Origin of the sequence: Microcoleus anatoxicus, assembly GCF_042465725.1 — a bacterium.
In the GTDB taxonomy this organism is placed as follows: domain Bacteria; phylum Cyanobacteriota; class Cyanobacteriia; order Cyanobacteriales; family Microcoleaceae; genus Microcoleus; species Microcoleus anatoxicus.
The window spans coordinates 6,273,879-6,300,005 of the sequence record NZ_CP120853.1; the positions used below are offsets into that span (position 1 = coordinate 6,273,879).

General features: G+C 43.9%; 20 protein-coding genes. 11 read left to right on the forward strand and 9 right to left on the reverse strand.

Going from position 1 to position 26,127, the window contains the following annotated elements; all coding sequences use genetic code 11:
• Positions 1-47 precede the first annotated feature (47 nt).
• Positions 48-1,757: a DUF3084 domain-containing protein gene (locus P2A85_RS27300; protein WP_377476597.1), complete on the forward strand. Its 1,710-nt coding sequence runs from the start codon at positions 48-50 to the stop codon at positions 1,755-1,757.
• Positions 1,758-1,766: 9 nt separating this feature from the next.
• Here P2A85_RS27300 and P2A85_RS27305 read toward each other — a convergent pair whose 3' ends face one another.
• Positions 1,767-2,606 (reverse strand): hypothetical protein, encoded by an 840-nt coding sequence (locus P2A85_RS27305; protein WP_377476598.1) that lies wholly within the window; start codon positions 2,604-2,606, stop codon positions 1,767-1,769.
• A gap of 1 nt (position 2,607) precedes the next feature.
• Positions 2,608-3,165 carry a hypothetical protein gene (locus P2A85_RS27310; protein ID WP_377476600.1) on the reverse strand — a complete coding sequence of 186 codons (558 nt, stop codon included), beginning with the start codon at positions 3,163-3,165 and terminating at the stop codon, positions 2,608-2,610.
• Between the two features lie 344 nt (positions 3,166-3,509).
• Between P2A85_RS27310 and P2A85_RS27315 the strand changes: the two genes are divergently transcribed.
• From P2A85_RS27315 to P2A85_RS27325, 3 genes are all read left to right on the forward strand, one after another.
• Positions 3,510-3,758 (forward strand): type II toxin-antitoxin system ParD family antitoxin, encoded by a 249-nt coding sequence (locus tag P2A85_RS27315; RefSeq protein ID WP_377476601.1) that lies wholly within the window; start codon positions 3,510-3,512, stop codon positions 3,756-3,758.
• Complete coding sequence (locus P2A85_RS27320; RefSeq protein ID WP_377476603.1) at positions 3,755-4,081, forward strand: type II toxin-antitoxin system RelE/ParE family toxin; 327 nt, start codon at positions 3,755-3,757, stop codon at positions 4,079-4,081. Before P2A85_RS27315 ends, P2A85_RS27320 begins: the two co-directional genes overlap by 4 nt.
• Positions 4,082-4,238: 157 nt before the next feature.
• Positions 4,239-4,655, forward strand: a complete 417-nt coding sequence (locus P2A85_RS27325; RefSeq protein ID WP_377476605.1) for a pre-16S rRNA-processing nuclease YqgF — start codon at positions 4,239-4,241, stop codon at positions 4,653-4,655.
• 26 nt (positions 4,656-4,681) lie between these two features.
• Here P2A85_RS27325 and P2A85_RS27330 read toward each other — a convergent pair whose 3' ends face one another.
• Entirely contained in the window at positions 4,682-5,596 is a 915-nt protein-coding gene (locus P2A85_RS27330) for an Rpn family recombination-promoting nuclease/putative transposase (protein ID WP_377476606.1), read from the reverse strand.
• A 200-nt stretch (positions 5,597-5,796) separates the two neighbouring features.
• The gene (locus tag P2A85_RS27335) at positions 5,797-7,377 is read right to left on the reverse strand and encodes a photosystem II high light acclimation radical SAM protein (RefSeq protein WP_377476607.1); all 1,581 of its coding nucleotides are present in this window, start codon (positions 7,375-7,377) and stop codon (positions 5,797-5,799) included.
• 365 nt (positions 7,378-7,742) lie between these two features.
• Here P2A85_RS27335 and P2A85_RS27340 point away from each other — a divergent pair, with 365 nt between their 5' ends.
• Positions 7,743-8,132, forward strand: coding sequence for a DUF1830 domain-containing protein (locus P2A85_RS27340; RefSeq protein WP_340518671.1), 390 nt, complete (start codon positions 7,743-7,745; stop codon positions 8,130-8,132).
• Between the two features lie 178 nt (positions 8,133-8,310).
• Positions 8,311-8,895: a hypothetical protein gene (locus P2A85_RS27345; protein WP_377476608.1), complete on the forward strand. Its 585-nt coding sequence runs from the start codon at positions 8,311-8,313 to the stop codon at positions 8,893-8,895.
• Positions 8,896-8,951: 56 nt separating this feature from the next.
• Here the strand turns inward: P2A85_RS27345 and P2A85_RS27350 are convergent, their stop codons facing one another.
• On the reverse strand, positions 8,952-9,497 hold the full coding sequence (locus P2A85_RS27350; RefSeq protein ID WP_377476609.1) for a 3-isopropylmalate dehydratase: 546 nt from the start codon (positions 9,495-9,497) through the stop codon (positions 8,952-8,954).
• A 154-nt stretch (positions 9,498-9,651) separates the two neighbouring features.
• Here P2A85_RS27350 and P2A85_RS27355 point away from each other — a divergent pair, with 154 nt between their 5' ends.
• From P2A85_RS27355 to P2A85_RS27370, 4 genes are all read left to right on the forward strand, one after another.
• Complete coding sequence (locus P2A85_RS27355; RefSeq protein ID WP_377476611.1) at positions 9,652-10,521, forward strand: hypothetical protein; 870 nt, start codon at positions 9,652-9,654, stop codon at positions 10,519-10,521.
• 332 nt (positions 10,522-10,853) lie between these two features.
• Positions 10,854-13,076 (forward strand): ATP-binding protein, encoded by a 2,223-nt coding sequence (locus P2A85_RS27360; RefSeq protein WP_377476612.1) that lies wholly within the window; start codon positions 10,854-10,856, stop codon positions 13,074-13,076.
• Between the two features lie 23 nt (positions 13,077-13,099).
• Complete coding sequence (locus P2A85_RS27365) at positions 13,100-14,779, forward strand: ABC1 kinase family protein (protein WP_377476613.1); 1,680 nt, start codon at positions 13,100-13,102, stop codon at positions 14,777-14,779.
• A 109-nt stretch (positions 14,780-14,888) separates the two neighbouring features.
• Positions 14,889-20,369 (forward strand): GAF domain-containing protein, encoded by a 5,481-nt coding sequence (locus P2A85_RS27370; protein WP_377476615.1) that lies wholly within the window; start codon positions 14,889-14,891, stop codon positions 20,367-20,369.
• A gap of 220 nt (positions 20,370-20,589) precedes the next feature.
• Here P2A85_RS27370 and uraH read toward each other — a convergent pair whose 3' ends face one another.
• The 4 genes from uraH to rsmI form a co-directional block, all read right to left on the reverse strand.
• Complete coding sequence (gene uraH / locus P2A85_RS27375; RefSeq protein WP_340550032.1) at positions 20,590-20,952, reverse strand: hydroxyisourate hydrolase; 363 nt, start codon at positions 20,950-20,952, stop codon at positions 20,590-20,592.
• 388 nt (positions 20,953-21,340) lie between these two features.
• A complete protein-coding gene (hpxO, locus tag P2A85_RS27380) occupies positions 21,341-22,501 on the reverse strand; it encodes an FAD-dependent urate hydroxylase HpxO (protein WP_377476616.1) in 1,161 nt (386 codons plus the stop codon).
• A 453-nt stretch (positions 22,502-22,954) separates the two neighbouring features.
• Positions 22,955-24,178 (reverse strand): glycosyltransferase, encoded by a 1,224-nt coding sequence (locus P2A85_RS27385; protein WP_377476617.1) that lies wholly within the window; start codon positions 24,176-24,178, stop codon positions 22,955-22,957.
• 79 nt (positions 24,179-24,257) lie between these two features.
• Positions 24,258-25,121 (reverse strand): 16S rRNA (cytidine(1402)-2'-O)-methyltransferase, encoded by an 864-nt coding sequence (rsmI, locus tag P2A85_RS27390; protein WP_377476618.1) that lies wholly within the window; start codon positions 25,119-25,121, stop codon positions 24,258-24,260.
• Between the two features lie 49 nt (positions 25,122-25,170).
• Between rsmI and P2A85_RS27395 the strand changes: the two genes are divergently transcribed.
• Entirely contained in the window at positions 25,171-26,028 is an 858-nt protein-coding gene (locus tag P2A85_RS27395; protein WP_377476619.1) for a PfkB family carbohydrate kinase, read from the forward strand.
• Positions 26,029-26,127: the final 99 nt, after the last annotated feature.

The following is a 26,127-nucleotide window of genomic DNA, read 5'->3' on the forward strand; positions in this document are numbered from 1 at the left end:
TACCCCTAGATATTTGCTCGATGATTTAGAGAAGCTATGGAATCGGAATGACTGCTGGATACATCCTAGTATTTGTAATTTTAATTTTGGGGGGTGTGATCGCTACTGTCAGCGATCGCCTTGGGACAAAAGTCGGCAAGGCCAGATTAAGTTTATTCAAACTTCGCCCCCGCGATACTGCTGTTGTGGTGACAGTGATGGCTGGTAGCATTCTGTCAGCCACAACTCTTGGCATCTTGTTTGCTACCAGCAAGCCGCTTCGCACAGGGGTTTTTAGAATAGATGAAATTCAAAAAAGACTCAATAACGCCCGCAGAGAACTCAATCTGGCCACTGAAGAAAAAAAACGAGTTGAAACTGAATTAAGCCAAGCTAGGGCTGCTCAAGCCCAAGCTAAGGCCAATTTAGAAGAGATTAATCGTTCGTTGCAAATGGCTAATGCCGAGCAAGCCGAGACCCAAACCAAATTAAAGTCCCTGCGAGCCCAACTCAATAATGTCGAAGCTGCCAAGTCTAAAACTCAAGAGCAACTGAGTCAGGTAGAAGCGGCTAAATCTCAAACCGAAAAACAGCTTGCGACAATGGAAGCTGCTAAGTTGCGCACTGAAGAACAACTGACGATTGTGGAAGTAGCCAAAGCCAGCACACAAGCTCAGCTCGATCGCACTGAAAATCAATTGAAAACAGTTTCTACTCAAAAAACAGCTTTAGGCTCAGAAATCACCCAACTACAAACCGAACGACAACAGTTAATTGAACAACGAGAACGAGTAAAAACTCAAATTACCCAACGGGACAAAGAAATTGCCCAGCGGGACAAAGAAATTGCCAAACGAGAGGGAGAAATTGCCAAGCGGGACCAGGAAATTGGATCGCGCAACGAACTAATTGCTCAACGAGACAAGGAAATTGCCCAGCGGGTTCAAAATCTAGCCGATCGCGATCGAGCTATAGTCGAGCGAGACAAAGTAATTGCCGAAAGAGAAGCTCTCTTAGAAACCCTAGCAGAACAACAAACACAACTGGAACAGCAACAAGCTTTATTGCAACAGCAAGTACAAGTTTTAGAAAGAGACTTTCAGGCAATTCGCGAGGGGACTGTTGCCATCAGACGCGGCCAAATTTTAGCTGCGGGAGTTGTTAGCATCGCCGAACCCGCCTTAGCCAGTCGCGCCATCGATCGACTATTGCAAGAAGCAAATAAAACCACTGTCGGACTCATGCAGCCTGGAAATACAAAGGTAAAAGAGCAGATAGTTCAAATTACCAATGCCGAAATTGAACAACTCATTAATCAAATAAAAGACGGTCAAGATTATGTAGTCAGAATAGTCGCCGGCGCTAACTACCTGCGGGAAGAAAAGCGCATCAAAGTATTTGCCGAAGCCGAAATCAATCGAGTTGTATTCCGGGCTGGAGATGTGATTGCAGGAGTTTCTATCGATCCCGTCGTCTTAAAAGATGAACAGGTAAGACAGCAGTTGCAGCAATTAATTGAAGCTTGCCAATTTCGCGCTCGTTTGATTGGTGTTGTCGGCGGTAGAGTCCAAGTTGCCGATAATCGGATTGAAACAGTGGCTAGTTTTGTCGATCGCCTCAAACAATACGATAAACCTTTGGAGGTTCAGGCGATCGCGGCAGATGTTACATACATCGCTGGGCCGCTTAAGATAGATTTAGTTGCTATTCAGAATGGAGTGGTTGTTTTTCGGACTGGAAAGCAACCACCGGGAGGCGGAGACATGAAAGTTAAATAATAAGTGCGATCAACTTTTTGGGTTACAGTAAGAACTGGAGTATAACCCACCTGTACAACTGATTTTCAACCAATTATCACCTAAATTTTCATTAATTATCGTAGTAATTCTATGGTCATAACCTATATAATCATCAAATCCCCCATTTTTTAGCAAATAAACTAAAACTTCTTGGCATTTTTGCCCTTCATGTTCATCTGGGTAATATACCTTTACTGTAATTAGTACTCTATCTGCTGATATCCCTAACTCTTCTCTTTCTGTAAAAGTTTTAACTTTTTCTTCTTGATTGTCCTCCGAATTTCTGAGAGTATTTATAATCAAAGAGTTTTCGTCTGATTCGTTCCAATCAAAAGAATGCCAATTAAAACCTACATATCCATACTCCCATATAATATTCTTACTTAACATTTTTACGCAACCGAAAAATTGTGGTTTTATAGCCTTCCTTTGAAGATGCTCGAAGTATTGAAAACGAGACACAAGAACAATTTCGTCGTGTTTCAATCCCAGTACCTTAACTATGTTACTTTGGGGATTAAAACAGACAATTGGAACATAAAAGTCTTGTCCCTCAACACTAAACTTGCTATCGCAAAAACTCGTACTTAGTATCACCTCGGTTTTATAGTACCGGGATGTAAGCATATTATTTTGACTCATGAATTCTTTGTAGAACAATCCCCATCCTTCTTCCCTAAGCCTTTGATTTAATTCACAAGCTTTTCTCGGTGTTATTGGGAAATCTATATTATGTATTTTAGTGTTCCCTTTTACGCTTGTTGGTTTATTTTGAGAAGTAGGCTTCCTATAATTAGGAGTTTGCTTGCGGCGTTTTGCTTTTCCCATGTCAATATCCTCTTCCCATAGTTCTTTCTATATCTTGTACAACTTGTTCAACAGCACCAACAAAACTTAAATCTTTGCGCCAGTAATGACACCCAAGAGAAGCACCTAAAACTGTCTCAACAAAATCATCAGAAGTATGCATCAAGTTTCTTGTAAGCACTGTGACGATTGTGGAGCGGAACTCTTCAATCTGTGCCGGGGTATATTCAGCATACTCAGGATTACCGGAACGACCAACATCAACAACTTTAATCCTTACCATGTTGTGACTATCACCTTGTACCTGCGTTTTGATATCTGAAGAGAGCGATTCTGGCTTGACTACTTTTATTTTCCCTACAGGAGAATTTGCTATAACTTTTCCGTTAGAATCTGCTATTATTATTGTATCAAGGGGACGACCTAGTGTCTTGAGATAAGATTCATTTTCATCGCCAGCTATAGCTAAAGAATATATTTGGTCATAATGGTATGACAAATTATGATCGGAATGGTATTGACGGCCATTCCACATTTTTGGGTATAAGTAAGTGCAAATTTTTATGCACGCAAAAGCCATTCTGTATTCTCGAAATAGACATAATAGCTTGGCAAGACCGTACCAAAGCATGAACCATGTTTGATAATGAATATTTTCCAGTCTCTATGATTTGCGGTAAACTGTTTCTTGAGCCTCTCCTGCTTAATTATTTATTCTTTATGAAGATAATTAATTAGGAGAAACTTCAATGACTTCAGCTAGCATCTGTGAGTTAGACAGTCAGTCAGGTGCGTCCCCATCTGAAATCTGCAAATTCCATCAAAAATCTCACAGCGACGCACCTGACAAAAACGAAAATCCCTCAAACCTGGTTTATAATAATTGAAATATGCTAAGGTCGAACATCAGGAAGGATAAAAAATATGACCCTCAATCTTCCTCTTCCCGATTCAATTCAAAAATTTATTAACGAACAAGTAGCAATCGGAGGCTACAGTAATGCAGCGGAATACATCTTGCACCTAATTCGTCAAGAACAAGCAAAAGCCGCGCGGGTTGAGTCGTTACTCTTGGCTGGTTTGGATAGTGGCAATTCTCTAGAGATTACGGATGATTGGTGGGAGCAAAAACGCGCCCATTTGGTGCAGAAACTTGACCAACAGCAGCCATGACTAAACGTATTGTCATTACACCAATAGCAAGTCAAGATTTAGACGAAAATTTTGCTTATATTGCTCAAAATAATCTTGATGCTGCGTTGCGTTTTTTTGATTCAGCACGTCAGACATTTGCGAGATTGGCTCAAATGTCGGGAATGGGTCGCTTGTATCCGGTGCAAAATCCACGTTTAGAGGGTTTGCGAAGGTTGTCAGTTAGGGGTTTTGAGAATTATCTGATTTTCTATTTGTCTTTCGATGACTATATTGAAGTGGTGCGAATTCTGCACGCAGCTAGAGATTTAGAGGAAGTTTTGTCAGGAGATGAAGCCGATTGACTCGGCGGTTGAAACCGCGTCTTGTATCTTGATAGATTACGATTTAGCGTTGGGTGGGGCGGGTTTATGAGATTATTGGTTTTAGGCAATTATTGTTGGTGAAACCCGCCCCTACATGAACAAATAACCCATAACAAATAACCCATAACCAATAACTATGATTTTAGGTTTCGATCCGGGTAAAGATAAGTGTGGTATAGCCGTCATGGGTAGAGACAGAAATATTTCCTACCATGAAGTTGTACTTTCTGAGAGTACAATTTCGACTATTCAATCTCTATGTCAACAGTTTCCGATTGAGTTATTGGTGATGGGAGATCAAACTACTTCTAAGAGTTGGAAACAAAAATTAACCCAGAGTTTGTCACCTTCGATCGCAATTATTCAGATTGACGAGAGGTACAGCAGTTTAGAAGCAAAGGAACGCTACTGGCAAATGTACCCTCCGACGGGACTCAATCGGTTGATTCCGTTGGGGATGCGGACGCCACCGAGGCCAGTGGATGATATTGTGGCGATCGTCCTGATTGAAAGGTATTTAAATCAGACAGGACTTACGCAACCTATACATTAATTCCGAAAGCTTGGGATGCTATTTTTTCATTGCAACCAATTCACCAGATTATCTACCGTATTAAAATCAAACAAAGATTCGGTTAAACTATCTAACTGAGCGCTGGACAACTGTAAAACTCTAGCTTGGATTGACTCGTCCAAAGTTCCGAGTTTTTGTGTTAGCAAACGCAGCACCAGATTGCTTTTTCCCTGCTGTAACCCCTGCTGCAAACCCTGCTGTAACCCTGCTTCTAAAGCTTCTTCTCTAAACCTCTGTTGATCTTGGAAATAAAACATCTGCGCCTCCAATTCATCTAATTCCTGCCTGCTGAGATTTGTACTGTTAGCAATACTGAAAGCTTGCTGAATTGCTGAATTAGTTTCCAAGGATTCTGGAACCATTTCCAAACTTGGCGCTTCCTTGATAAAATAAATCCACTTGTCAGCCAGAGATTCTAACTCGGCAAGAGATTTATTGAATTTCGGTAATTCCACAAAAATTAGAGTCATCACCGGAAACAGATAATCAAAATGTTCTTCCTCCTCCCTAAAAGAAAAGCGAGAAATTACTTTATTGGTGTTATTAAACAAAGTAAAATCGGTAATTGTCAACGCAATTACCGGGTCTAATTGTAGGTATCCTTTACCAGTCATCAGTTGATTGGCATAGGCTTTCGCTGCATTGTAGGCAATTCTTTTTTCAAAAGCTTTCACATTCAAAACTTGCATTTCGATGACAACAATCGTGCCGTTATCGAGAGTTGCTTTGACATCTAAGTAGGTGTCTTTCAAGCCCATTAATTTTCCGGCTTGATAGGGATCGATAATTTGCAAATCTTGAATAGTGGGATTGCCTTGATAAATCAAGCCATTGAGAAAACTAATCAGAATGGGTTTGCTTTCGGCTGAAGCAAATATTTTTTTAAAGGCAAAATCTGTTCTAGGGTCAATAAAACTCATGGTTTTTAGCTCCTAATTTGTGTAACAACAAGTCCGCAAGGTTGGTAATCTGCCCTGGCGTGGGTTTATGATAAATTTCTGATAATTCCTGTGTCCCAGCCTTGGCCGTTGATATGTATCAAAAAATCGGGGAAATAGAAAATTTATATGATTTCCTTTTCCCCATTTTCAGGACTAAACTCCTGACTACTAACCTGTGATTAACTAACCGATGTTAGCTGTTTTTGTTTAACTTCTACCGGAGCACTCAAAGCCTCTTCTAAATCAGCACAACCCAATTTTTCCTCCAAAATAGCCATCACTTCTCTGCCGAAATCATTGGAATTTCGCTGCCAAGCTTCCAAACAAATTTGACCGAAAAACGAACCCAAAGGCTCAGGATTCCACAGCAATTTTCGTGCTGTCCAAGGCATCAAACTCATCGGGTCATAACCAGGTTGTAAAATCTCCTGTTTAAAGGCGTATTCTTCCAAAATGGTGTGGGGCTGTAACCCGATAAAGAAAATTGCTGGCTCTACTTTGTCCGCTCCAAAAATCCGCTCCAATTCCCGGTGATAAGCAATGGTTTGGCGGATGGTTTCAAAGGTTTCATCCATCACATTAAAGGAGTAGTTTACGGAAACAACATCGTTGAAACCGGCGGCTTTTAAATCGCGGCAATTTTCCAAAACTACTCGCAAATTATAACCCATACGCATTTTGCGAACTAATTCTTGGGAACCGCTGGTGATGCCGATTTCAAAGTAATTCATCCCCGTTTTTACCATCAAATCGCACAATTGTGGTGTGAGATTGTCCGCACGGATGTAAGCAGCCCAGTGGATGTCTGTCATGCCGGCGTCGATGATTTTTTGCAAGAGTTCAACGGCGTCATCAATGAATTTGCGGGCGGGGATAAATTGAGCGTCGGTAAACCAGAAATTGCGGATACCTCGATCGTACAATTGTCTAATCTCCGCCACCACCTCATCGGCCGGATTGATCCGCACTTGCTTACCTTCAATCACCGTGTAAATGCAGTAACAGCAGTTGTGGGGACAGCCGCGCTTGGTTTGGACGCCGATGTAGAAGTCCCTATCCTGTAGATAATAGGAAAATTCTGGCCAAATGGTCTCGATGTACTGATAATTACAGGCAGTTTTTTCGATGTTGGCGGGCTTTTCGTGAATTAGTCGATCGCGCGGGACTGTCTCACCTACGACATAACACCTTTCCTGGGCTAAATCCTCGCCTTTAATCAACTTCTCCAGCAGCGCCTCGCCTTCCCCCACCGAAACCACAGTCCCCTTGGGTAAACTGCGTCCCAACTGCTCGTAAAACACGCTCACAGCACCGCCACCGACGACTGCACGAGCTTCGGGACGGTATTTGCGGGCGCGATGCAATCCCCGCTTCACCAACCCCAAATTGCGCCAGAGTTCGGTATAGTAAGACACGGCTAAACGCAATCCTCCCAATGCTCCCCGCATTTTAATTAGGGGATTGTTGGCGTAGTAAAACTCAAAGGCATTTTGCAGGGGATTGCCGCCTCTACCGCCGACAGGTGCGTAAATTTGAATGTCTCGCCAGGAGAAAACTAGGAGGGTTGGTTGAAATTCATCGACGGCGGCGTCGAGAGCCTTGGCGTAATCTAAGGGCGGTACTGCACCTACATCGAAAATCCGTTGTTGGACATCGGGAAACAGCTTGTGGACGTGATCGGAAAGGTACACAACTCCGATCGGGAAAATGGGATTACAAGGGAGGCGAACATACAGGACTCGGTTTTCTCGGTTTTCCATGATTGCCACATCCTAAATTGCTAGTTTTTTGACTGTGTTAATATTCTTTTAATATAACTTTACAATCTCTCTAATTTTGGTAATTTAAGATTAAATATTTTAAAATTTTCCTAAGCCGATCAAAGCTGAGCTTGTTGGTGTGGCTGAGTTGGAGGACGATAAAAGACGGAATTTTTAAATAAATTACAGCTAAGGTTGATAAAAAATTGACGATCGCACTTAATATCGCGTTTTTTCTGCCTCTATCGGCACTATGGTCTCTTAAGGTGCTAAGGAATTGGTAGTCCGCATTACAACAATGCGGGATCGCAAAGTGTTAATTTTGAAAGATAACGAAAACTTTTATCCAAGGCTCTCTACCAGTTATGGCTCAAATTCTTGACCCACTACCCTCAGACGCCGACAGCAAAATTCTGTGCTGCTACGTCAACGCCACCAGTCAAATTCAAATTTCCCGCATCACCAACATTCCTAACTGGTATTTTGAACGAGTGGTGTTTCCCGGACAGCGCTTAGTGTTTGAAGCAATGACAGCAGCAATGTTGGAAATTCACACTGGGATGATGGCGAGTGCAATTTTGTCTGATACCATCCCTTGCGATCGCTTGCAGATTAATGAAGGACCCTATTCTCCTATCAATGCTACCAGATCGAGACCGGAAAGTAAGATCGATCGCGCCTCAACTACAGCCCGCTCCAAATCTAAAGAAACCTCAGAGCCTTTAACAGTACCGGCGTTAACAGCCGTCGATTAAGGTAGTTCTAGGATTGGGGACTTCTCAGGGATCGGAAGTTAATAAATTTTCCATTTAACAAATAAACCTTGTACAAAATCTGCTCTTACTCGATCTGAAATTGGTAAGAGCAGTTTTTTGTACAGACTTTTGCCCGATCGCCGATAATCTTGCTATAAAACCCGTTCAAAGTTCAATCATGTCAGTACCACCGATGGAATCGCCATTATCCTCTACTCCCCTATTTGAACCTGCGGTATTCCGACTTTCTCCTTTAATTAGAATCACCCTTTTGAGTTTGTATGCAGCCTTAACAATTCCCTTACCTTTTTTGTCCGCAGCAACGGCAGCACCGGTGCCTGCTAATATTATTTGGGCGGGAATTGTGGTCGGTGCTGTGGGTTTGTATGGCGTACTTAGCGAAAGGGTAATTGTGAATGACGAGGAAATTCAAGTAACTTATCCCAACTGGTTTCCCAAAGTATTTCGCAGAGGTTGGTCTTTAGCTTGGACAGAGGTCAAAGCTCTTAAACCTCGATCGACTGGTCAAGGTGGTTTAGTTTATTATTTTTTGAGTCATTCGGGAGAGGGTTATTTGTTACCCATGCGAGTTGCAGGATTTGCCAAATTAGTCCGTTTAGTTGAAGCAAAAACAGGCATTGATACTAGAGATGTCCGCCCTTTGTCTCAGCCTTGGATGTATTTGATTTTGCTCTTATGTACCCTGCTGTTACTCTTAGTTGATGGGTGGACAATTGTCACGGCGATCGCCTTAAAATCTTAATTGTTGACTGTTAGCTGTCGGCTGAAGGTCAACCCTCAACAGTTAACAGTTAGCAGTTAACGACTAGCAATCATTCCCGTCTGACGTGCGTAAGCAAAGAGTCCGCCGGCATCAATGACTGGGCCTACTTCTCCTAAAGGTTTGAGGTCATAGGTACAATCTAGAGTATGGTTGATAATTTGCTCTGCTGTAAAGTCGATGGTCACTTCTTGGCCAGTAGCAAACAAATCGCAGAGTCGATCGGCTGATTCGATCGGATATAATTCACCAGTAGCCGAACAATTGCGGAAGAAAATGCGGGCATAGGACAAAGCTACTACAGCTTTCACCCCAGCAGCCCCAAGAGCGATGGGAGCGTGTTCTCGCGAAGAACCGCAGCCAAAATTTTCCCCAGCAATGATAATCTGATAGCGGGTTTTCATTTCACCCGGTTCCATAAACTTACCATAGCGATCGGGCAACCCAATCATGGCGTAACTGCCAAGTTTATCGTACTCATCCGGCTTCGAGGGAACCAAAGTCAGGTATTCGGCTGGGATAATTTGATCTGTATCGATGTTGTCATCTACCACAAAAATTTGACCGCTAATTACTTTACCCATAGTTTATTTTCAGTTAGCCTCAAAGATGCTTTAGTCATGCTGTCAAGTCAGATATCTATTTTAACCTGGGAGTGTCAATGGTAATCTGTATGAATAAAAATTTAGCTCCGAAAGTTTGGTTAAAAATTAACAGATTGCTAAGCGTCAACTCTTTATGGTGAATACAGTAGATGATATTGCCCGACAAGCCCGCGAGGGGTCTGTGGCAGCGATTATTCAAATCCTCAACGATCGACTTGCACAGATAGGCGTTAGAACTAGAGCCGTGTTTGCCGATGGGGTGCTCCAACTGCTGTGCGAGTCGGCCACCGCCGATTTGCTAGAACAGTCTAGCTTGGTCTCCCGCATCCGGGAAATTTTGGAGCAACTTTCGCCCCGAAATATTCGCCGAGTCAATATCAACAGCCGGATTGTCCGAGAACATCAACTGCTGTGGCTGGAAGAAATTCGCCGGGACCCGGAAAATCAACTCCTGTGGTGTCAAGAAATTAAACTGAGAAAAGTCCATTTTTGGCGGCGTTTCGCCATCGCCCAAACCGAGCGCCAAGGTCAGCAACCGGCTTTGCCCAAAATGGCAAAACAGCATCGATGGTCGATGCAGGAACCGCGGCAATTTCAGCGCGGCATCATTGGTGGTATCGCCCTGAGCGTGTTGTTACTCGTCGCCGTTGCAGCTATCTACAAAGGTTTCAATTCTCCATCGCTCAATACTACAGCCGCTACTACCCAAGCTACTGTTACTCCGATTCCCTCCGGGCCGACTCCTCCACAGAAAATTGCTCGCGAGACTGGAAACTCCGACTCTTTTGCACAAGCCGTGCGGTTGGCAGAACAAGCAGCCGCCGAAGGCAAAAGTGCCCAATCACGACCGGATTGGTTAGTTGTGGCCGCTAAGTGGCAGCAAGCTTCGGATTTAATGGCCTCGGTACCATCCAAACATCCCCGTTTCACAACGGCTAGCAACCGGGTGGCACTTTATCGCCAAAATAGCGAAAAAGCCCAACAGGAAGCACAAAATAGGTAAGGTGTACAGCCTCACAAAATCCGGCTTGAACCCAGTTAAGATCCAGTCCAGTAGGGCTTAACAAGATTTTTCGACTAAAAGTTTGTTTTTTTTAGATAGTGCCATAATTATTTATGAGATATAATTAATTTGTGCGATCGCAATCACTCAGTCGATAGACTTGGATCACAAAATAAATTTGCTAGAATCACAGACTAAAATAGGCAACATCACAGGTTTTGGAGAGGGGTGTCACCAAGCAGTCACGACAAAAGCTGGATAATAATACCGGATAGCTTCTATATTTGCAGCGATCGCAGGCTCAAACATCTTAAAATAAAGGCTTGGCTGCCATGACAAATTATCAGGGAAGTCAAGACTGTGATCCGATCGACCGATCGCCCTCAGAGTCTTGTATGTTGCAATTACAGCAAATCACAGAACCAGTATCAGTCCAAAAATTTCTGGATCGAATAATGCAGTACCAGGTCGATCCTGCTCAAATCGGGCGACAAATTTGCCAAATTATCGCGACAAGCTTTCATGAAGAAACGCTACTGCTGGAGATAGCTAATACTTTAGGAGCAGCTTGTCAAGCAGACTACTGTTTAGTTGCTGCTGTGAGTGACGATCGCATCGCCATTCCGAACGCTAGCTGGGGTATTTTCGGCGATCGAATCAATTCCACAGTCATTTCCGATGCAGCAGTTGTAACCCAAAGATCCGAAATTCCTGAAACAGAAATCTTAAACTCGCTATTAATTTCACTCCCAGAGCATCTGCTAGTAAATATACTGACACATGGTGAAATACTAGGGATTTCCGACATTCAAGACGATCGATCGCCCAACAGGTCCCATTCCTTAGTCCCATCCCTTCCTTTCCGAGGGATTTTAGCATCGCCAACGCGATTTCGCGGGGCTGTTAATGGGATAATTATCATGGCTACTACCCAACCCCAGGAGTGGTCTGCGGCTTCGCGGCAGTGTCTAGAGTTAGCATCAGATGCGATCGCCACCGCCATCTCCCACATTCAAAAAAATCAAGAAATTGCCCATTTAAACCAAAAATTAGAGCAACAAGCTAAATACAAAAAGCTACTGGATAGCGTTAGCCAAGAAATCGAAAAAAATGCAGAAATAGATATAATTTTGCAGCAGGTGATAGCAAGTACCAGCCAAAGCCTGGAAGTAGATCGAGTTCAAATCCTGTCATTAAAATATACAGCACCAGTTTCACAAATAAACTCACTCAATCAACCTAGTCCAACAACAATTGCCTTAGTTTGTGAATACGAGCAACAAAAAGTAGAAAAGCCACCAACTAGCAAAACTGAATCATTCCCAAAAAACTCGACAGATCCCACAAAAAATAAATATAAAACTACGAATAATAAAACCAAAATCACAAACTCAATATCCAAAAATATTAGGAATTTTAGCATATCGGAATCGAGTTTGTGCCAGTCAGCATTCCATAGCGCCCCCCAATCCTTCGCCTTAGCTGATGCAGGGGAAATAATCAACCAGGAACAGCAAAAATCAGTAGAAATATTGAAACTTCAGGACACTCGCTCCTTGGTGCTGGTTCCCCTGATCGGCGCCCGGAAACAGGAAACTGTCTTGGGTTTCTTGCTATTGCAACACTCAGAACCTCGCACTTGGCAAATAGCAGAATTAGAGGTTTTGGAATCAATCGCCACTCAAGTCACCAGGGCTATACTTGAGTTTGAGACATTCCAAGAACTGCAAACTCAGCTAGAATATAGAAGCACTCAATTGGCAAACAGTCTAGATGTGCAGGAAAAACTGCACGAACAATCGACCAATCAATTAGAGCAAATACGCAAGTTAAGGCTGATCCAAGACGAGTTTCTGAGCGTGGTCAGTCACGAGTTACGCACTCCTTTGACGATCATGAAGCTAGCAATTATGATGCTAAAACAAGCAGACCAGCCCTTGCAGAGTCGGATTAAATATCTGGATATTCTAGAGCAGCAGTGTTCTAAAGAAACAGACTTGGTTAGCGATTTGCTAGCACTCAAACAGCTTGATGCTCAACAAGATCCCATGTTTATAGTTCCGGTCTCGCTTAAGAGTCTAATTCAAGATTTGGCTGAGGATTTTGAGCAAAAGTGGACATCTAAAGGATTAACTTTGGCTCAGGATTTCTCGAAACCATTACCTCGCTTGGAAACAGACAAGGATAGTCTCCATCGCATCTTGTTGGAACTTTTGACCAATGCCGGCAAATACTCCACTGCTGGAACTGAGGTGACGTTGGAGATATCTCAAGCAAGTGGCAGCATTGTCATGAAACTATCAAATTTTGGAGGTGGGATTTCTGCTGCTGATTTACCCCACATCTTTGAAAAATTCCGGCGTGGAACAGGTATTACTCAGCAAGCTATCCCTGGTACGGGTTTGGGTCTAGCTCTGGTAAAGTGTTTAGTACAGCACTTGAATGGTACTATTGAGGTCTCTAGTAGTCCGTCAGAGATTTTGGAAAACGATCCGTTGTGGCGTACATCTTTTACTCTGAATTTACCCCAATTTCCAGGGGGTAGATACTCCTGACCCGCGATGGAATCTCCCTTATTATGCTCATCAAAGCTGCACCTAAAACCCTACGTTGGCAACGTTCTCAATACTCACCGTTAGCACGACAAATAGATGTTTTTGCAGCCGCCGCCAAGTTTATATTTTGTCTGTGGTGGGATGGACTGCTGCAAAACAAATCTGCCCATACTAGAAGAATTCGCGCCCATTGGTTAGTCAATACTTTGTTGCATTTGGGCCCGACTTTTATCAAAATCGGACAGTCTCTCTCGACTAGGGCTGATTTGCTCCCCTTGGAGTACGTCAAGGAACTCGAACAATTACAAGACCGGGTGCCGGAGTTTAGTTCCGAAGAGGCGATCGCCCTGATAGAATCAGAGTTGGGCAAAGATATTTATGCTTTGTATCGCGATTTTGACCCTTGTCCCATTGCCGCCGCCAGTCTCGGACAGGTGCACAGAGCTAGACTGCACACCGGAGAAGATGTAGTTGTCAAAGTGCAGCGCCCCGGATTGGAAAAATTATTTGACTTGGACGTGAAAGCCGTTCGCCAAGTGATGAATTTATGCAATAAGTATTTTCCTGGAATTCGCAAGTACGACCTGGAATCTATTTATCATGAGTTTTTTAAGATTTTATATCAAGAAATTGACTATATACAAGAAGGCAAAAATGCCGATCGCTTTGGCAAGAATTTTCAAGGCTATCCTCGGATTATTGTGCCCAAAGTCTATTGGCAATACACTACCAAAAAAGTGCTGACTGTACAATACGCCCCTGGTATTAAAGTGGATGACCGCCTTAGTTTAGAGGCCATAGGAGTAGATATTGTCAAGCTCAATCAACTGGGAATTTGCTGTTACTTGAAACAGTTGTTGATTGACGGTTTTTTTCAAGCAGACCCCCATCCCGGAAATTTAGCAGTTACGGAAGATGGTAGTTTAATTTTTTATGATTTTGGGATGATGGCAGAGGTTAAGTCTTTGGAAAAAGACCAGATGGTGAAGACTTTTTTTGCTGTGATGAGAAAGGATACTGAGGAGGTACTCGATACTTTAATGACCATCGGCTTAGTGGAGCCGATGCCGGATCTGATGCCGGTGCGCCGACTGATTACTTTTTTGTTGGATAAGTTTATTGATAAGCCGATCGACTTTCAAGCCTTTAATGAAATTAAAAACGAATTGTACATCATGTTCGAGCAGCAACCGTTTCGTATGCCTGCACAAATGATGTTTATTCTCAAGTCCGTGACTACCCTCGATGGCATTGCCAGAACCCTCGACCCAAATTATAATTTCCTAGCATCTGCTCAGCCTTTTGTCAAGAGTATTGCTATTAGTAAAGGTAGAGGAAATGTGGTGGGAGAACTGGCAAGACAAGCGCGAGATTTGATCAGATATAAATTGCAGCAACCGAGCAAATCAGAAGTTTTGTTCAAACGTTTAGAGCAGCGGATTATGGATGGAGAATTGCAAATTAAAGTGCGAAATATAGAAAACGAGCGCGCCCTAAAACGCATTTATTTAGCCTTAAAAACTCTGATCTATGCCTGTGTGACAGGTTTTGTGCTGGTAGCGGGGACAGTGTTGCTCAAGGGTGGATATCCCAGGGAGGCGATCGCCGCTTTTGTGGTGTCAGGATTCGGCAGTTTGTTTTTGATACGTTCTTTTGTGGATTTGTTGCTGAAAGAAAAACTAGATCGCCTAGCGGAAAAATAAAGCTTAAACCTAGAGATATTAAGGCCAAAAAGTCAGAAGAATCTCCGTATCTTTAGACCAGGGACTGTCAATTCTGTAATAATTGGTTAAAGCACAGTTTCCTTCAAAAATGCTGACACCTGCCACAGCCCTGACGCCAGCCGAACGAACATCCGCGATCGTCCGCAATCCGCTGATGGTTGCACCCGATACTACAGTGATGGAAGCGATCGCCCAGATGAGCGGCGTCCGTACCATTTGCTCCACCTCCAAAACCGCGGATAGCCAACTTGACGAACTCCATGTAGAGGCGCGATCGAGCTGCGTCTTAATTGTCGAAGGTAATCAGTTGCTGGGAATTCTCACAGAACGAGATATTGTGCGCCTCAGTACCCAAAAACGTTCCTTAGATAGCGTTCCGATCCGTGAAGCAATGACATCTGGGGTGGTCACTATCGGCGCATCTGCCTTCACCGATTTGTTTTTTGCGCTGAATCTGCTTCAGCAATATCAGATCCGCCACTTACCAGTGCTCGATGACCAAAATCGGGTGGTGGGAATTTTGACCCACGAGAGTTTGCGACAAACATCGCGCCCGGTAGATTTGTTACGATTGCGCCTAGTAACAGAAGTGATGACCTCTGAAGTGATTTGCGCCAATCCTGATGTTTCAATGATGAACATCGCCGAATTGATGGCCCAAAATCGAGTCAGTTCGGTGATGATTGTCGAAGAAAAGGTAGGAAGCGATCGCCAAAAACTGCAAATTCCCATAGGGATTGTGACTGAGCGCGACATCGTACAATTTCAGGCTTTAAATCTAAACTTAGAAACCTGTCTGGCAAAATCTGTGATGAGCACCCCGATTTTTGCGGTGAGTCCAGAGGATTCTCTGTGGACTGTGCAGCAGATGATGGAACAACGGTTAGTCCGTAGATTGGCGGTGACTGGCAAAGAAGGTGAATTGTTGGGAATTGTAACTCAGACGAGTATTTTGCAGGCGCTAAACCCCATAGAAGTATATAAATTAGCAGAAATTTTAGAAAAAAAGGTGTTACGACTAGAAGCAGAAAAAGTAGCACTGCTGGAAAATCGGAATATTGAACTAGAGCAGCAAGTATCGGAGCGCACCGCTACCCTGAAGGCAGAATCAGAGCAAAAACAACTGATTGCTACCATCGCTTCCCAGATTCGAGCTTCCCTAGATTTACCAGAAATCCTCAATACCACAGTCACAGAAGTGCGATCGCTCTTAAATTGCGATCGGGCTGACATCTGGCAGTTTCAAGCAGATGCCAGCGCGATCGTCCTAGTAGAATCCATCGCAGATAAACAAACAGCAAATCAAAGCAAATATGTTCAGGACAATTGTTTGGATTGGCGGGGAAAATGGCGCCGCGGAATGATTCGAGTAGTAGACGATATCTACACGGCCCCAATCAGCGATTGCCACCGTCAACTATTAGAAGATTTGGAAATTAGAGCCAAAATTTTAGTACCCATTTTCCAAGCAGAAACCCTCTGGGGCTTGCTTTGCGTCGCCGAAAGCCGGACCCCCCGCCACTGGCAGACAACAGAAATTACTCTCCTGCAACAGTTGGCTACACAACTAGAAATTGCCATTCAACAGGGAACGGCTTACCAACAGGTACAAAGCGAGTTGGCAGAAAGACGACGGGTGGAGGCCGATTTGCGAGAAAGCGAAAAACGTTTTGCGACTTTGGCTCAATCTGCTCCCGTGGGGATTTTCCGCACGGATACTAGCGGTAATTGCTTGTTTGTCAACGATCGCTGGTGTGAAATTGCTGGACTTACATCCGATGAAGCATTGGGTACGGGTTGGATTCAAGGCTTGTATCCAGAGGATCGGGACAGGATTAGCGCCGAGTGGTATCAATCCGCCCTAGAACATCGCCCTTTTAAGTTAGAGTACCGCTTTGGGCGATCGGATGATACTGTCAGTTGGGTGTTTGGGCAAGCATCGGCAGAAAGGGACGAAAACGGGCAGATTGTGGGTTATATCGGCACAATTACTGATATTAGCGATCGCAAACGCGCCGAAGAAGCACTGTCCCAACTCAATCAAGAATTAGAACAAAGGGTACAACAAGGGACTCTAGAGGTACACCGCAGTGAATCTCGCCTACAGGAAGCTCAACACATTGCTCGTCTTGGCCATTGGGAAATTGATTTAGCCGAGTCTAAGATTACTGGTTCTCCTGAGATTTTCGAGATTTTGGGATTGGATCTCGATCGTCAGGAACTGAGTTTTGAGCAACTCAGACAGCATTTCCATCCCTCGGACTGGGCCTATCATCGTAAAACCATCAAAGGAGTTATTCAACTAGGTGGTAAACACTACGAAATAGACCAGCAAATTATCCGAGCTGATGGCTCCCTAGGTTGGATTTTTGCTAAGGGACAAACTGCTTATAATGCTGAGGATCTGGTTGTCCGATTGTTTGGCATTGTGATGGATATTAGCGATCGCAAATTAGCTGAGGAACAGTTGCGCCAACAGAAGGAAACACTTCAGACTATTTTCGATCGCATTCCCTTAATGATTGGTTTGTTTTCAGCCACTGGGGAAACAGTGATGATTAACCCAGAAATGGAGCGGGTAATTGGTTGGCACCAGGAAGAATACAACCAAATTGATGTTCTAGCATCCTGCTATCCCAATGTTGATGATTATCGCAAAGTAGTCGCTCACATGATTCGGGCTGATTCTAGTTGGCAAGATTTTGAAACTCAGGTGCGTGACGGGCGAAAGTTGATTACTAGCTGGTCTCAAATTCGTTTATCTAACGGTTCTAGCATTGGTCTGGGACAGGATATTACCGAACGCTTCTTAGCAGAAGAAGCTTTGCGCGAATCCAAGCAATTTTTGCAAACAGTTCTCAATACTTTTCCCCTGGGAGTATTTTGGAAGAATCGAGAATTTGTTTTTTTAGGTTGCAATCTATATTTTGCCCAGGTGGGTGGTTTAGCGTCTCCAGAGGAAATTTTAGGCAAGACTGATGAGGATTTTGACTGGGGACTAAGGGAAGCAGTTTTTTACCGAACTGATGATGCAGAAGTCATGGAATCAGGTATAGCTAAACTGGGAATTATCAAGACAATGCTTCAGGCTGACGGTTCTACAATTTGGCTGGAAATTAATAAGATTACTCTGCGAAACATCAAAGGCGAAATAGTCGGATTACTTGGTACTTTTCAAGATATTACCCATCGCAAACTAGCTGAAATTCGCTTGCAACAACAAGCAGAACAGGAACGCATCCTCACCTTCATCACTCAGCGGATACGGGCTTCTCTGAATCTCAAAGAGATTCTGAATACAGCAGTGGGAGAAGTGCGCCAGATTCTGAAGGTAGACAGAGTGTTGATCTATCGTGTCTATCCCAGTGGTACAGGGGCTGCGATTGCGGAATCCGTTGCACCGCATTGTCTGAAACTTTTAAATATAAACTTCCCCGAAGAAATTTTCCCCAAGGAGAACTATCAGCGATACTTAGATGGCAGAATTTTTGCTTTGAGCGATCGAGAAAATGGGTTTATTTTGCCTTGTTTGGTAGATTTTTTAAGGCAAATCAAAGTCAGGGCAAAACTGGTATTACCCATTGTGGATAAACAGGAACTTTGGGGATTATTAATCGCTCATCAGTGCGAGGAGTCTCGTGACTGGCAAAACTGGGAAATTGATTTGATGAAACAACTTTCTAACCAATTATCCATCGCTATTCAACAATCTAATTTGTATCAACAATTGCAATTAGAACTAAAAGAAAGACAAGCCAAAGATTTGTTGATTCACAGACAAGTGAAAACGGAATCTTTGCTGAGAGAAATAACTCAACGTATCCGTGAGTCCCTGGATTTGCAAACTATTTTTGCCAGGGCTACGGAGGATATTCGTCATTTAATTGATGCGGAGCGAGTGGGCATTTTTCAGTTTGCTTCTAATTCTAACTTTAATGATGGTGAGTTTGTGGCTGAATCTGTGGTAGCAGGATTTAATTCTGTGATGGCGAATAAAATTCACGATCATTGCTTCGGCGAACAGTACGCTGTTTACTATCACCAGGGTAGAATTCAGAAAGTCAGTGACATCTATGATTCTGGACTGACAGAATGTCACATCAATATTTTGGCACAATTTCAGGTGCGGGCAAATCTAGCAGTGCCATTATTAGATGGAGCGAATTTGTGGGGATTGTTGTGCATCCATCAATGTTCTAGACCCCGCTATTGGAGAGAGTCGGAGATTAATTTAGTTAAGCAAATTGCCAACCAATTGGCGATCGGCATTCAGCAGGCAAATCTTTTTGAACGGTTGCAAAGGGAGTTGCAAGAACGGCAACAAGCAGAAACAAAACTTACTGAAATTAATCAACAGTTGGCTATTTCCAACCAAGAACTTGCCCGCGCTACTCGTCTCAAGGATGAATTTCTGGCGAACATGAGCCATGAATTGCGAACTCCCCTGAACGCTATCTTGGGGATGACAGAGGCTTTGCAGGATGAGATTTTTGGCGCGATTAACGATCGACAAATACGAGCTTTGCAAACTGTTGAGCATAGTGGAAATCATCTTTTATCATTAATCAATGATATTCTCGATCTTGCCAAAATAGAATCGGGACAGGTAGAATTAAATTGTAGTCCCACAGCCGTGGAGAGTTTGTGTCAGTCGAGTTTGACTTTGGTGAAACAGCAAGCTTTACAAAAAAGGATTCAACTTCAGGTAAAAATTCCCGCGAACCTCCCAGAAATAGTGCTGGATGAACGCCGGATTCGACAAGTTTTGATTAACCTGCTCAATAATGCGATTAAGTTTACTCCTGAAGGTGGCAGTGTGATTTTGAAGGTGACAATCCAACCAAGCGAAATATTACCAACACAGGCCAATTATCCAACTAGATCAAGTTCAATTCGGTTTGCGGTGAGTGATACTGGGATTGGTATCACAGCGGAAAATATTCAGAAGTTGTTTCAGCCTTTTGTGCAAATTGATAGTGCTTTGAATCGTCAGTATATGGGTACTGGTTTGGGTTTGTCTCTGGTGAAGCGGATGGTATCTATGCACGGGGGAACAGTTTCGGTGACGAGTGAGGTTGGTGTGGGTAGTTGTTTTAGTTTCGATTTACCCGCAGGCAATTTGACGATGCAGGTTTCTGAGCCGGTGGATTCAAAAAGGTCTAATTTGGAAGATAGTTTGAGGGAAAAGGTTGCAGTAACAACTTCGCCTTTGCTATTGTTGGTGGATGATAATCCAGCGAATGTTAATACAATTTGTGGCTACTTAAAAGCTAAGGGATATCAGATGGTGGTGGCGAAAAATGGTGCCGAGGCGATCGCCCTCACTAAATCATCGATTCCTGACTTAATTATGATGGATATCCAAATGCCAGTAATCCAGGGTTTAGAGGCGATTAAGCAGATTCACAGCGATCGCGAATTGGCAAATATTCCGATTATTGCCTTGACTGCATTGGCGATGGCGGGCGATGGGGAACGATGTCTAGAAGCTGGCGCGAATCACTATCTCACTAAGCCTGTAAAATTAAAGCAATTAGTTAGCATAATTCAGGATTTATTAGCATCATAGCCACTGGAAAGTAGTTATTGAAGGAAGAAGAACCCCCCCAAGGGCAGGGCTGTTTCATTCTCCAAAAAACGATGATTTTGTAGGGGCGGTGGATGGTGCGTGCCCGCCCTCATGGCCTAGGATTTTTCCGTCATTTCAGGCATTGGGGCAGCCACGGGGGGCAGCCCCTACAAGAGAATGAAACAGCCCTGGGGGGTAGGGGGGTTCTTTTTCCTTCTCTTCAACTACCGCGATAGGTGCTATAAGACCAAGGGGAAACTAGCAAAGGTACGTGATAGTGTGCGGTGATATCGGCGATGCCGAATTGAATCGGAATGCTATTTAAAAAAGGCGGTTCTGGTAAATTTTCGGCAGATTGCGCGAAGTATTCACCAACGGAAAAGACTAATTCGTAAACTCCTGGTTTGAGTTCGCTTTCTGATAGTAACGGGGCTGCGGTGCGGCCGTCGGCATTCGTTGTTACAGTTTTCAACAGGGTTTTTGCGCCGGATTTTTGGTCAATACATTGCAGGGCGATCGACATATTTGCTGCCGGACACCCGCGAGCTGTATCGAGAACGTGAGTAGTAAGTTTTCCTGACATTATTGAATGATTGATTAACTGCTAATTTCTACTCGTCAACTCGTTACCAGGCTCTGCCTGGTAACGCAGACCCAGAGGCTCTGCCTCCATTTTTGCTGTTTTAAAAGCGAGGCAGAGCCTCTGGATATTGGTTCCCTGGCAGAGCCTGGGAACCAGTTAAGAGCCTCTGGATATTCAACTCGTTACCAGGCTCTGCCTGGTAACGCAGATCCAGAGGCTCTGCCTCCATTTTTGCTGTTTTAAAAGCGAGGCAGAGCCTCTGGATATCGGTTCCCTGGCAGAGCCTGGGAACCAGTTAAACCAGTTAAAGCGAGGCAGAGCCTCTGGATATGGGTTCCCTGGCAGAGCCTGGGAACCAGACTAACCAGACTAAGGGCGCTAGTTTCTATTAGTGTAACGGGCCGGCTGAGATGACTTTGGCGATCGCATCTGTGACATCAGTTGGTCGTTCATAGGCTAATTGCGCGTACCATTTTTCTGTGACTATGGGATCTTTGCCATGTATTTGTTCCGCGCGCTGTCGAGCTTTTTCGACAACGGCATTGGCCCGCTCTTTGCGCTCGGTTTCGTAACGTTTGAGGGCGTATTCTACCCCCAAATTCGTACTCAAAAGGTAGTTACTCAGTACCAGCCCATCTTCCATGGCTTGACAGCCTCCTTGGCCGAGATCCGGGCAGGTGGCGTGGGCGGAATCTCCCAGCAAAGCTACTTTACCGCGAACGAAAGAATCTATCGGTCCTACGTCATGAATTTCCGGCCGCGCCACTGCTGCGGGATCTAACCTATCTATCAGCAACTGTACTGGTTCTGCCCAACCTTTAAAGTGTTCTTTGAGTTCAGTTTTGTAATTATCGGGATTAGCGGGAGTGCCTTTGGGTAAGGGAACATCTAAGAAAAAGTAAAATCTATCGCCCGCAACTGGCATCATTGATGCCCGTTTGTGCTCGCCAACATATATCGCCCAAGTGTTTTTCGGCGCGAGTTCTGCATCGGCTGGAACTAACCCATTCCAGTTGATATAACCGCCGTATTTGGGTTCTACTTCGTAGCCCAGTACATAGGTACGCAAAATCGAGCGCACGCCGTCAGCCGCGACTAATAAATCGCCCAGGGCTTGGTCTCCATTTTCAAAAATTGCTGTTACTTTGTTTTCATCTTCTTCTATAGCAATACATTTGCGATCGAGCTTGACTTCTCCCTGAAATGCCGAGCGCAACATATTTTGCAAATCGCGACGCGCAACGGGATAGGGGCGCTGACCCACTTGTTGAATTAGTGGCATTAAATCGATGTCGTTCAGGAGTGTGCCTGTTTTAGTGCGGTATTCCATGCGCTCCATTTGTCCACCAATGCTTGCCATTTTGTCGCCTAAACCGAGGCGGTTGAGAACTTTGACTCCATTGGACCATAGGGAGATGCCAGCGCCGGCGGGGCGCAGTTCTTTTACGCGATCGTAAATTTCAACTTCATAGCCAGCTTGTTGTAGGGCAATTCCCGCAGTTAAGCCGCCAATTCCCGCACCGATAATGACAACTTTCAAGTCCTGCATTCTTTGTTTCTCCTACTGAACGATCTCTAATTTCAAGAATTCATCACAGTTAAATAACTTTTTTTTGCTGTCTGCCCGAACCTTTATACTCACTATATTTCATAATACCATAAATATGGTTTTTACTGTATCGTAAATTACTAACTTATCTCAAATCCGCATTATGAGGTTTTAGACAATTGCGATCGGCTTTGGTGCGACATATCCCCGTAGGGACACTCCAAGAGCCCTTCTTCGTGTCAACTTAACGTCAAACCCATTCAGAGACTACTGTTTGACTATTAAATCTAGATCCCCCCTAACCCCCCTTAAAAAGGGGGGGACAGGAGTCTTCTCAAAGTCCCCCTTCTTAAGGGGGATTTAGGGGGATCTAGACTCAGGTAAAAACCAGATTTATTAGGGCTTTCAAGCTTAAGTTGACACTAATGGGCATTGCCGTGTCCTGTGGGTATCTTACTCAGCTATAAACTTTGTCAACTCGCCGAGATGTTGCTGAATTGTATTTGTTCCCCGCAGGTGAGAAAGATGTGAACCTCCGTACAAGAAGCTATTCAAACTAACTTGATAGTTTTGCTGAACTGCTAAATCCAGCCACAAATTGTTAATCGCATCTCCAGGCTTGTAGTCAGGAATGTTGTGCTGGTAGTAAGGAAAACTGTCAATGCAAGTATTGAAAAAGTTTTTGCGCCCGCAATGTTTTAAATACTGAAGTCGCGGTTTGAATTCTGTCCGATTTTCCAATACTGTATATATAGTATCAGCTAAAGATTCTGGCTCGAATTTAGCATACAGCCCTGCACCTTCGGGGAAAACAGGTGCGTTTCCTCTGGCGTATTGATTGAATTCTTGGAAACAAATTACGGGAACGTTGCAACTCATAGCTTCGGTGATTCCTCGGTTTTTTCCTTCGAGGAGGGAACCGAGAACAAATGCTTTTGATCGCGAATAATACAGAGGCATTTCGTTGTAGTAGTCAACTCTCGGCAGTAGGTTGATGTAGTCTGAGGGATTACCTAAAATTGTCTCGACTTGCTGCCATTCTTTTAAGGCGTACTCGTCGAGGGTTTTGAGGTTGTTTGCATCAAAATCATGTCCGCTGACAACTGTTAATTTTATTGGTTTTTGCGGGTATTTTTGGCGGTAAATTTTTAAGGCTTTGGCGATTGTGGGTAAGTTTTTTTCTGCGGAGATGCGGGCGACGGCTAGTAAGTCGATGTCTTTTTCAGGGACATTTCTAGGGGAAATTAGGTATTCGTTGATGAAGTCGGTGTCTTGTAGTGGTATAATTGGTTTGTGGGCGCGATCGGGATAAGTTTCGCGAAACCATTTCTCGCGCTGTGGGTTTTTGTACAAGCTGGAATAGGCCTCGGCTACGGGGGCCCAAGAATAGGAGATTCCGGGAGAATAGGTAAAGGCAAAAAATACTGATTCAAGTTGGGGAAAGAGTTTTTTGATGAGTTCGACTCCTTCGCTGAAGTAAATGCCTTTGATGAATTTTCCTTCGTAAAACAATGGGGGAAGTAAGACGTAGAAACTTACTGTATCGAAGCGGTGAGGTTGATCCTCGAATATTTCCCAGCTAAAGGCGTCTAAGTCTGCATAAATCTCGGCGATTGGTTTGTTGATGTGGGGGTTGCTTAAATATGGTTTTTGTCGATCGTAGTTTCCGCGTACCATATAGTTTTTAGTATGATTGTCTGGCTTTTTTTATTTAACCACAGAGGGCGCAGAGGGCGCAGAGGAGAAGATAGGAGGTTTATTCTGGTAATTCATTGTCGTCTAGTGTCAGGGCGAGTTGGTAGATTTGGCGGCGGGGGAGGGATGTTTGTTGGGCTAGTTGGCGGCTGGCTTGGGAACGACTTATTCCTTCACTGATTAATGTTTGTAATTCGGCTTTGATGGCGTCTTCGGAGAATACTGGGGCTGCTGTTTGGAGGCCGGCAAGGATGAGGGTAAATTCTCCTTTGGGTTCATTATTTGTGTAAAGTTCGATCGCACTTTCTACACTACCACGCCAAAACTCTTCGTGCATTTTGGTCAATTCCCTCGCCAGTACAATCTGTCTGTCGCTTCCCAGACTATTTGCTAAATCTTGTAAAGTTTGTCGCAATCGGTGGGGAGATTCGTATAAGATAATGGTGCGGGATTCTATTTGCAAAACTTCTAAACTTTGTTGGCGTTCTTGACCTTTCGCGGGCAAGAAACCTTCAAATACAAATCTGTCGGTGGGTAATCCTGATGCACTTATTCCTACTATGCAAGCGCAGGCTCCGGGAATGGGGATGATGTTAATGTTAGCATCAGCGCAAGCTTTGACTAACTCGGAACCTGGGTCGGAAATTCCGGGCATTCCAGCATCTGTAACTAGGGCGATATCTTTGCCTAAAAGCAGTTTGTCGATGAGTTCTGGAAGTCGTTGATGTCGGTTATGTTCGTGATAGCTGATTTGGGGAGTTTTGATTTGGAAATGTTGCAAAAGTTTACCTGTATGGCGAGTATCTTCCGCGGCAATCAAGTCGGCTGCTTGCAAAATTTTGATGGCGCGAAAAGTCATGTCTTCGAGGTTGCCGATCGGGGTTCCGACGATGTAAAGTGTTCCTGTATGGGGATTTGCTTGCATTTTAAGATGTAGATTTTTTCACCGCAGATAAACGCGGATTAACGCAGATATGAAAACGGGATTGTTTTTGGGATTGGGGACGTTGGATTTAATTTATTTGGCCCAGAAGCCTCCTGGTGAAAATCAAAAAGTTGTTGCTTCCGATTGTACCATTGCAGCGGGTGGGCCGGCGGCGAATGCTGCGGTGACTTTTAGTTATTTGGGGAATAGGGCGATATGGGCTGGGGTTTTGGGCACTCATGCGATCGCCCAATTAATTAAAAATGACCTGGCTGAGTATAATGTGAGGATAATCGATTTAGGACTGAGGCGATCGGACCCACCGCCAGTTTCTTCAATTATTGTAACTCAAGGAACCGGAGAGCGATCGGTAATCTCGATGAATGCTACAAAATCCCAGGTTGACACTCAAACAATTAACCCAGATATTTTAACATCAGTTAATATTGTCCTGATAGACGGACACCAAATATTAGCCAGCACACAAATTGCTAAAATTGCCAAGTCCCAGAACATCCCAATGGTACTCGACGGAGGCAGTTGGAAACCAGGATTAGACGAAATATTACCATTTATCGAATGGGCTATATGCTCCGATAATTTTCATCCACCCAACTGCTACAACCCAGAAGAAGTGTTTGCTTATTTATCAGCAGCCGGAATTCCAAATATTGCCATCACTCGTGGCGAAAAACCGATTTTATACCTCAACAATGGTAACTATGGCAGTCTAGAAATACCTCAAATTCAAGCCACAGACACTTTAGGTGCAGGCGATATTTTTCACGGAGCTTTTTGTCACTACATTCTGCAAAAAAACTTTACAGACAGTCTCAGCGCAGCCGCCAAAATCGCTGGGGATTCCTGCCAACAATTCGGAACCCGTAGCTGGATAAAAAATAGTTAATCTTCAAATAAAACTTACCAAAACATCCGGGAAAAACCACTCCCCGCCAGAAAACTTGAACAGACAACACTCCCTAAGTTAAAATCATAAAAACAACCC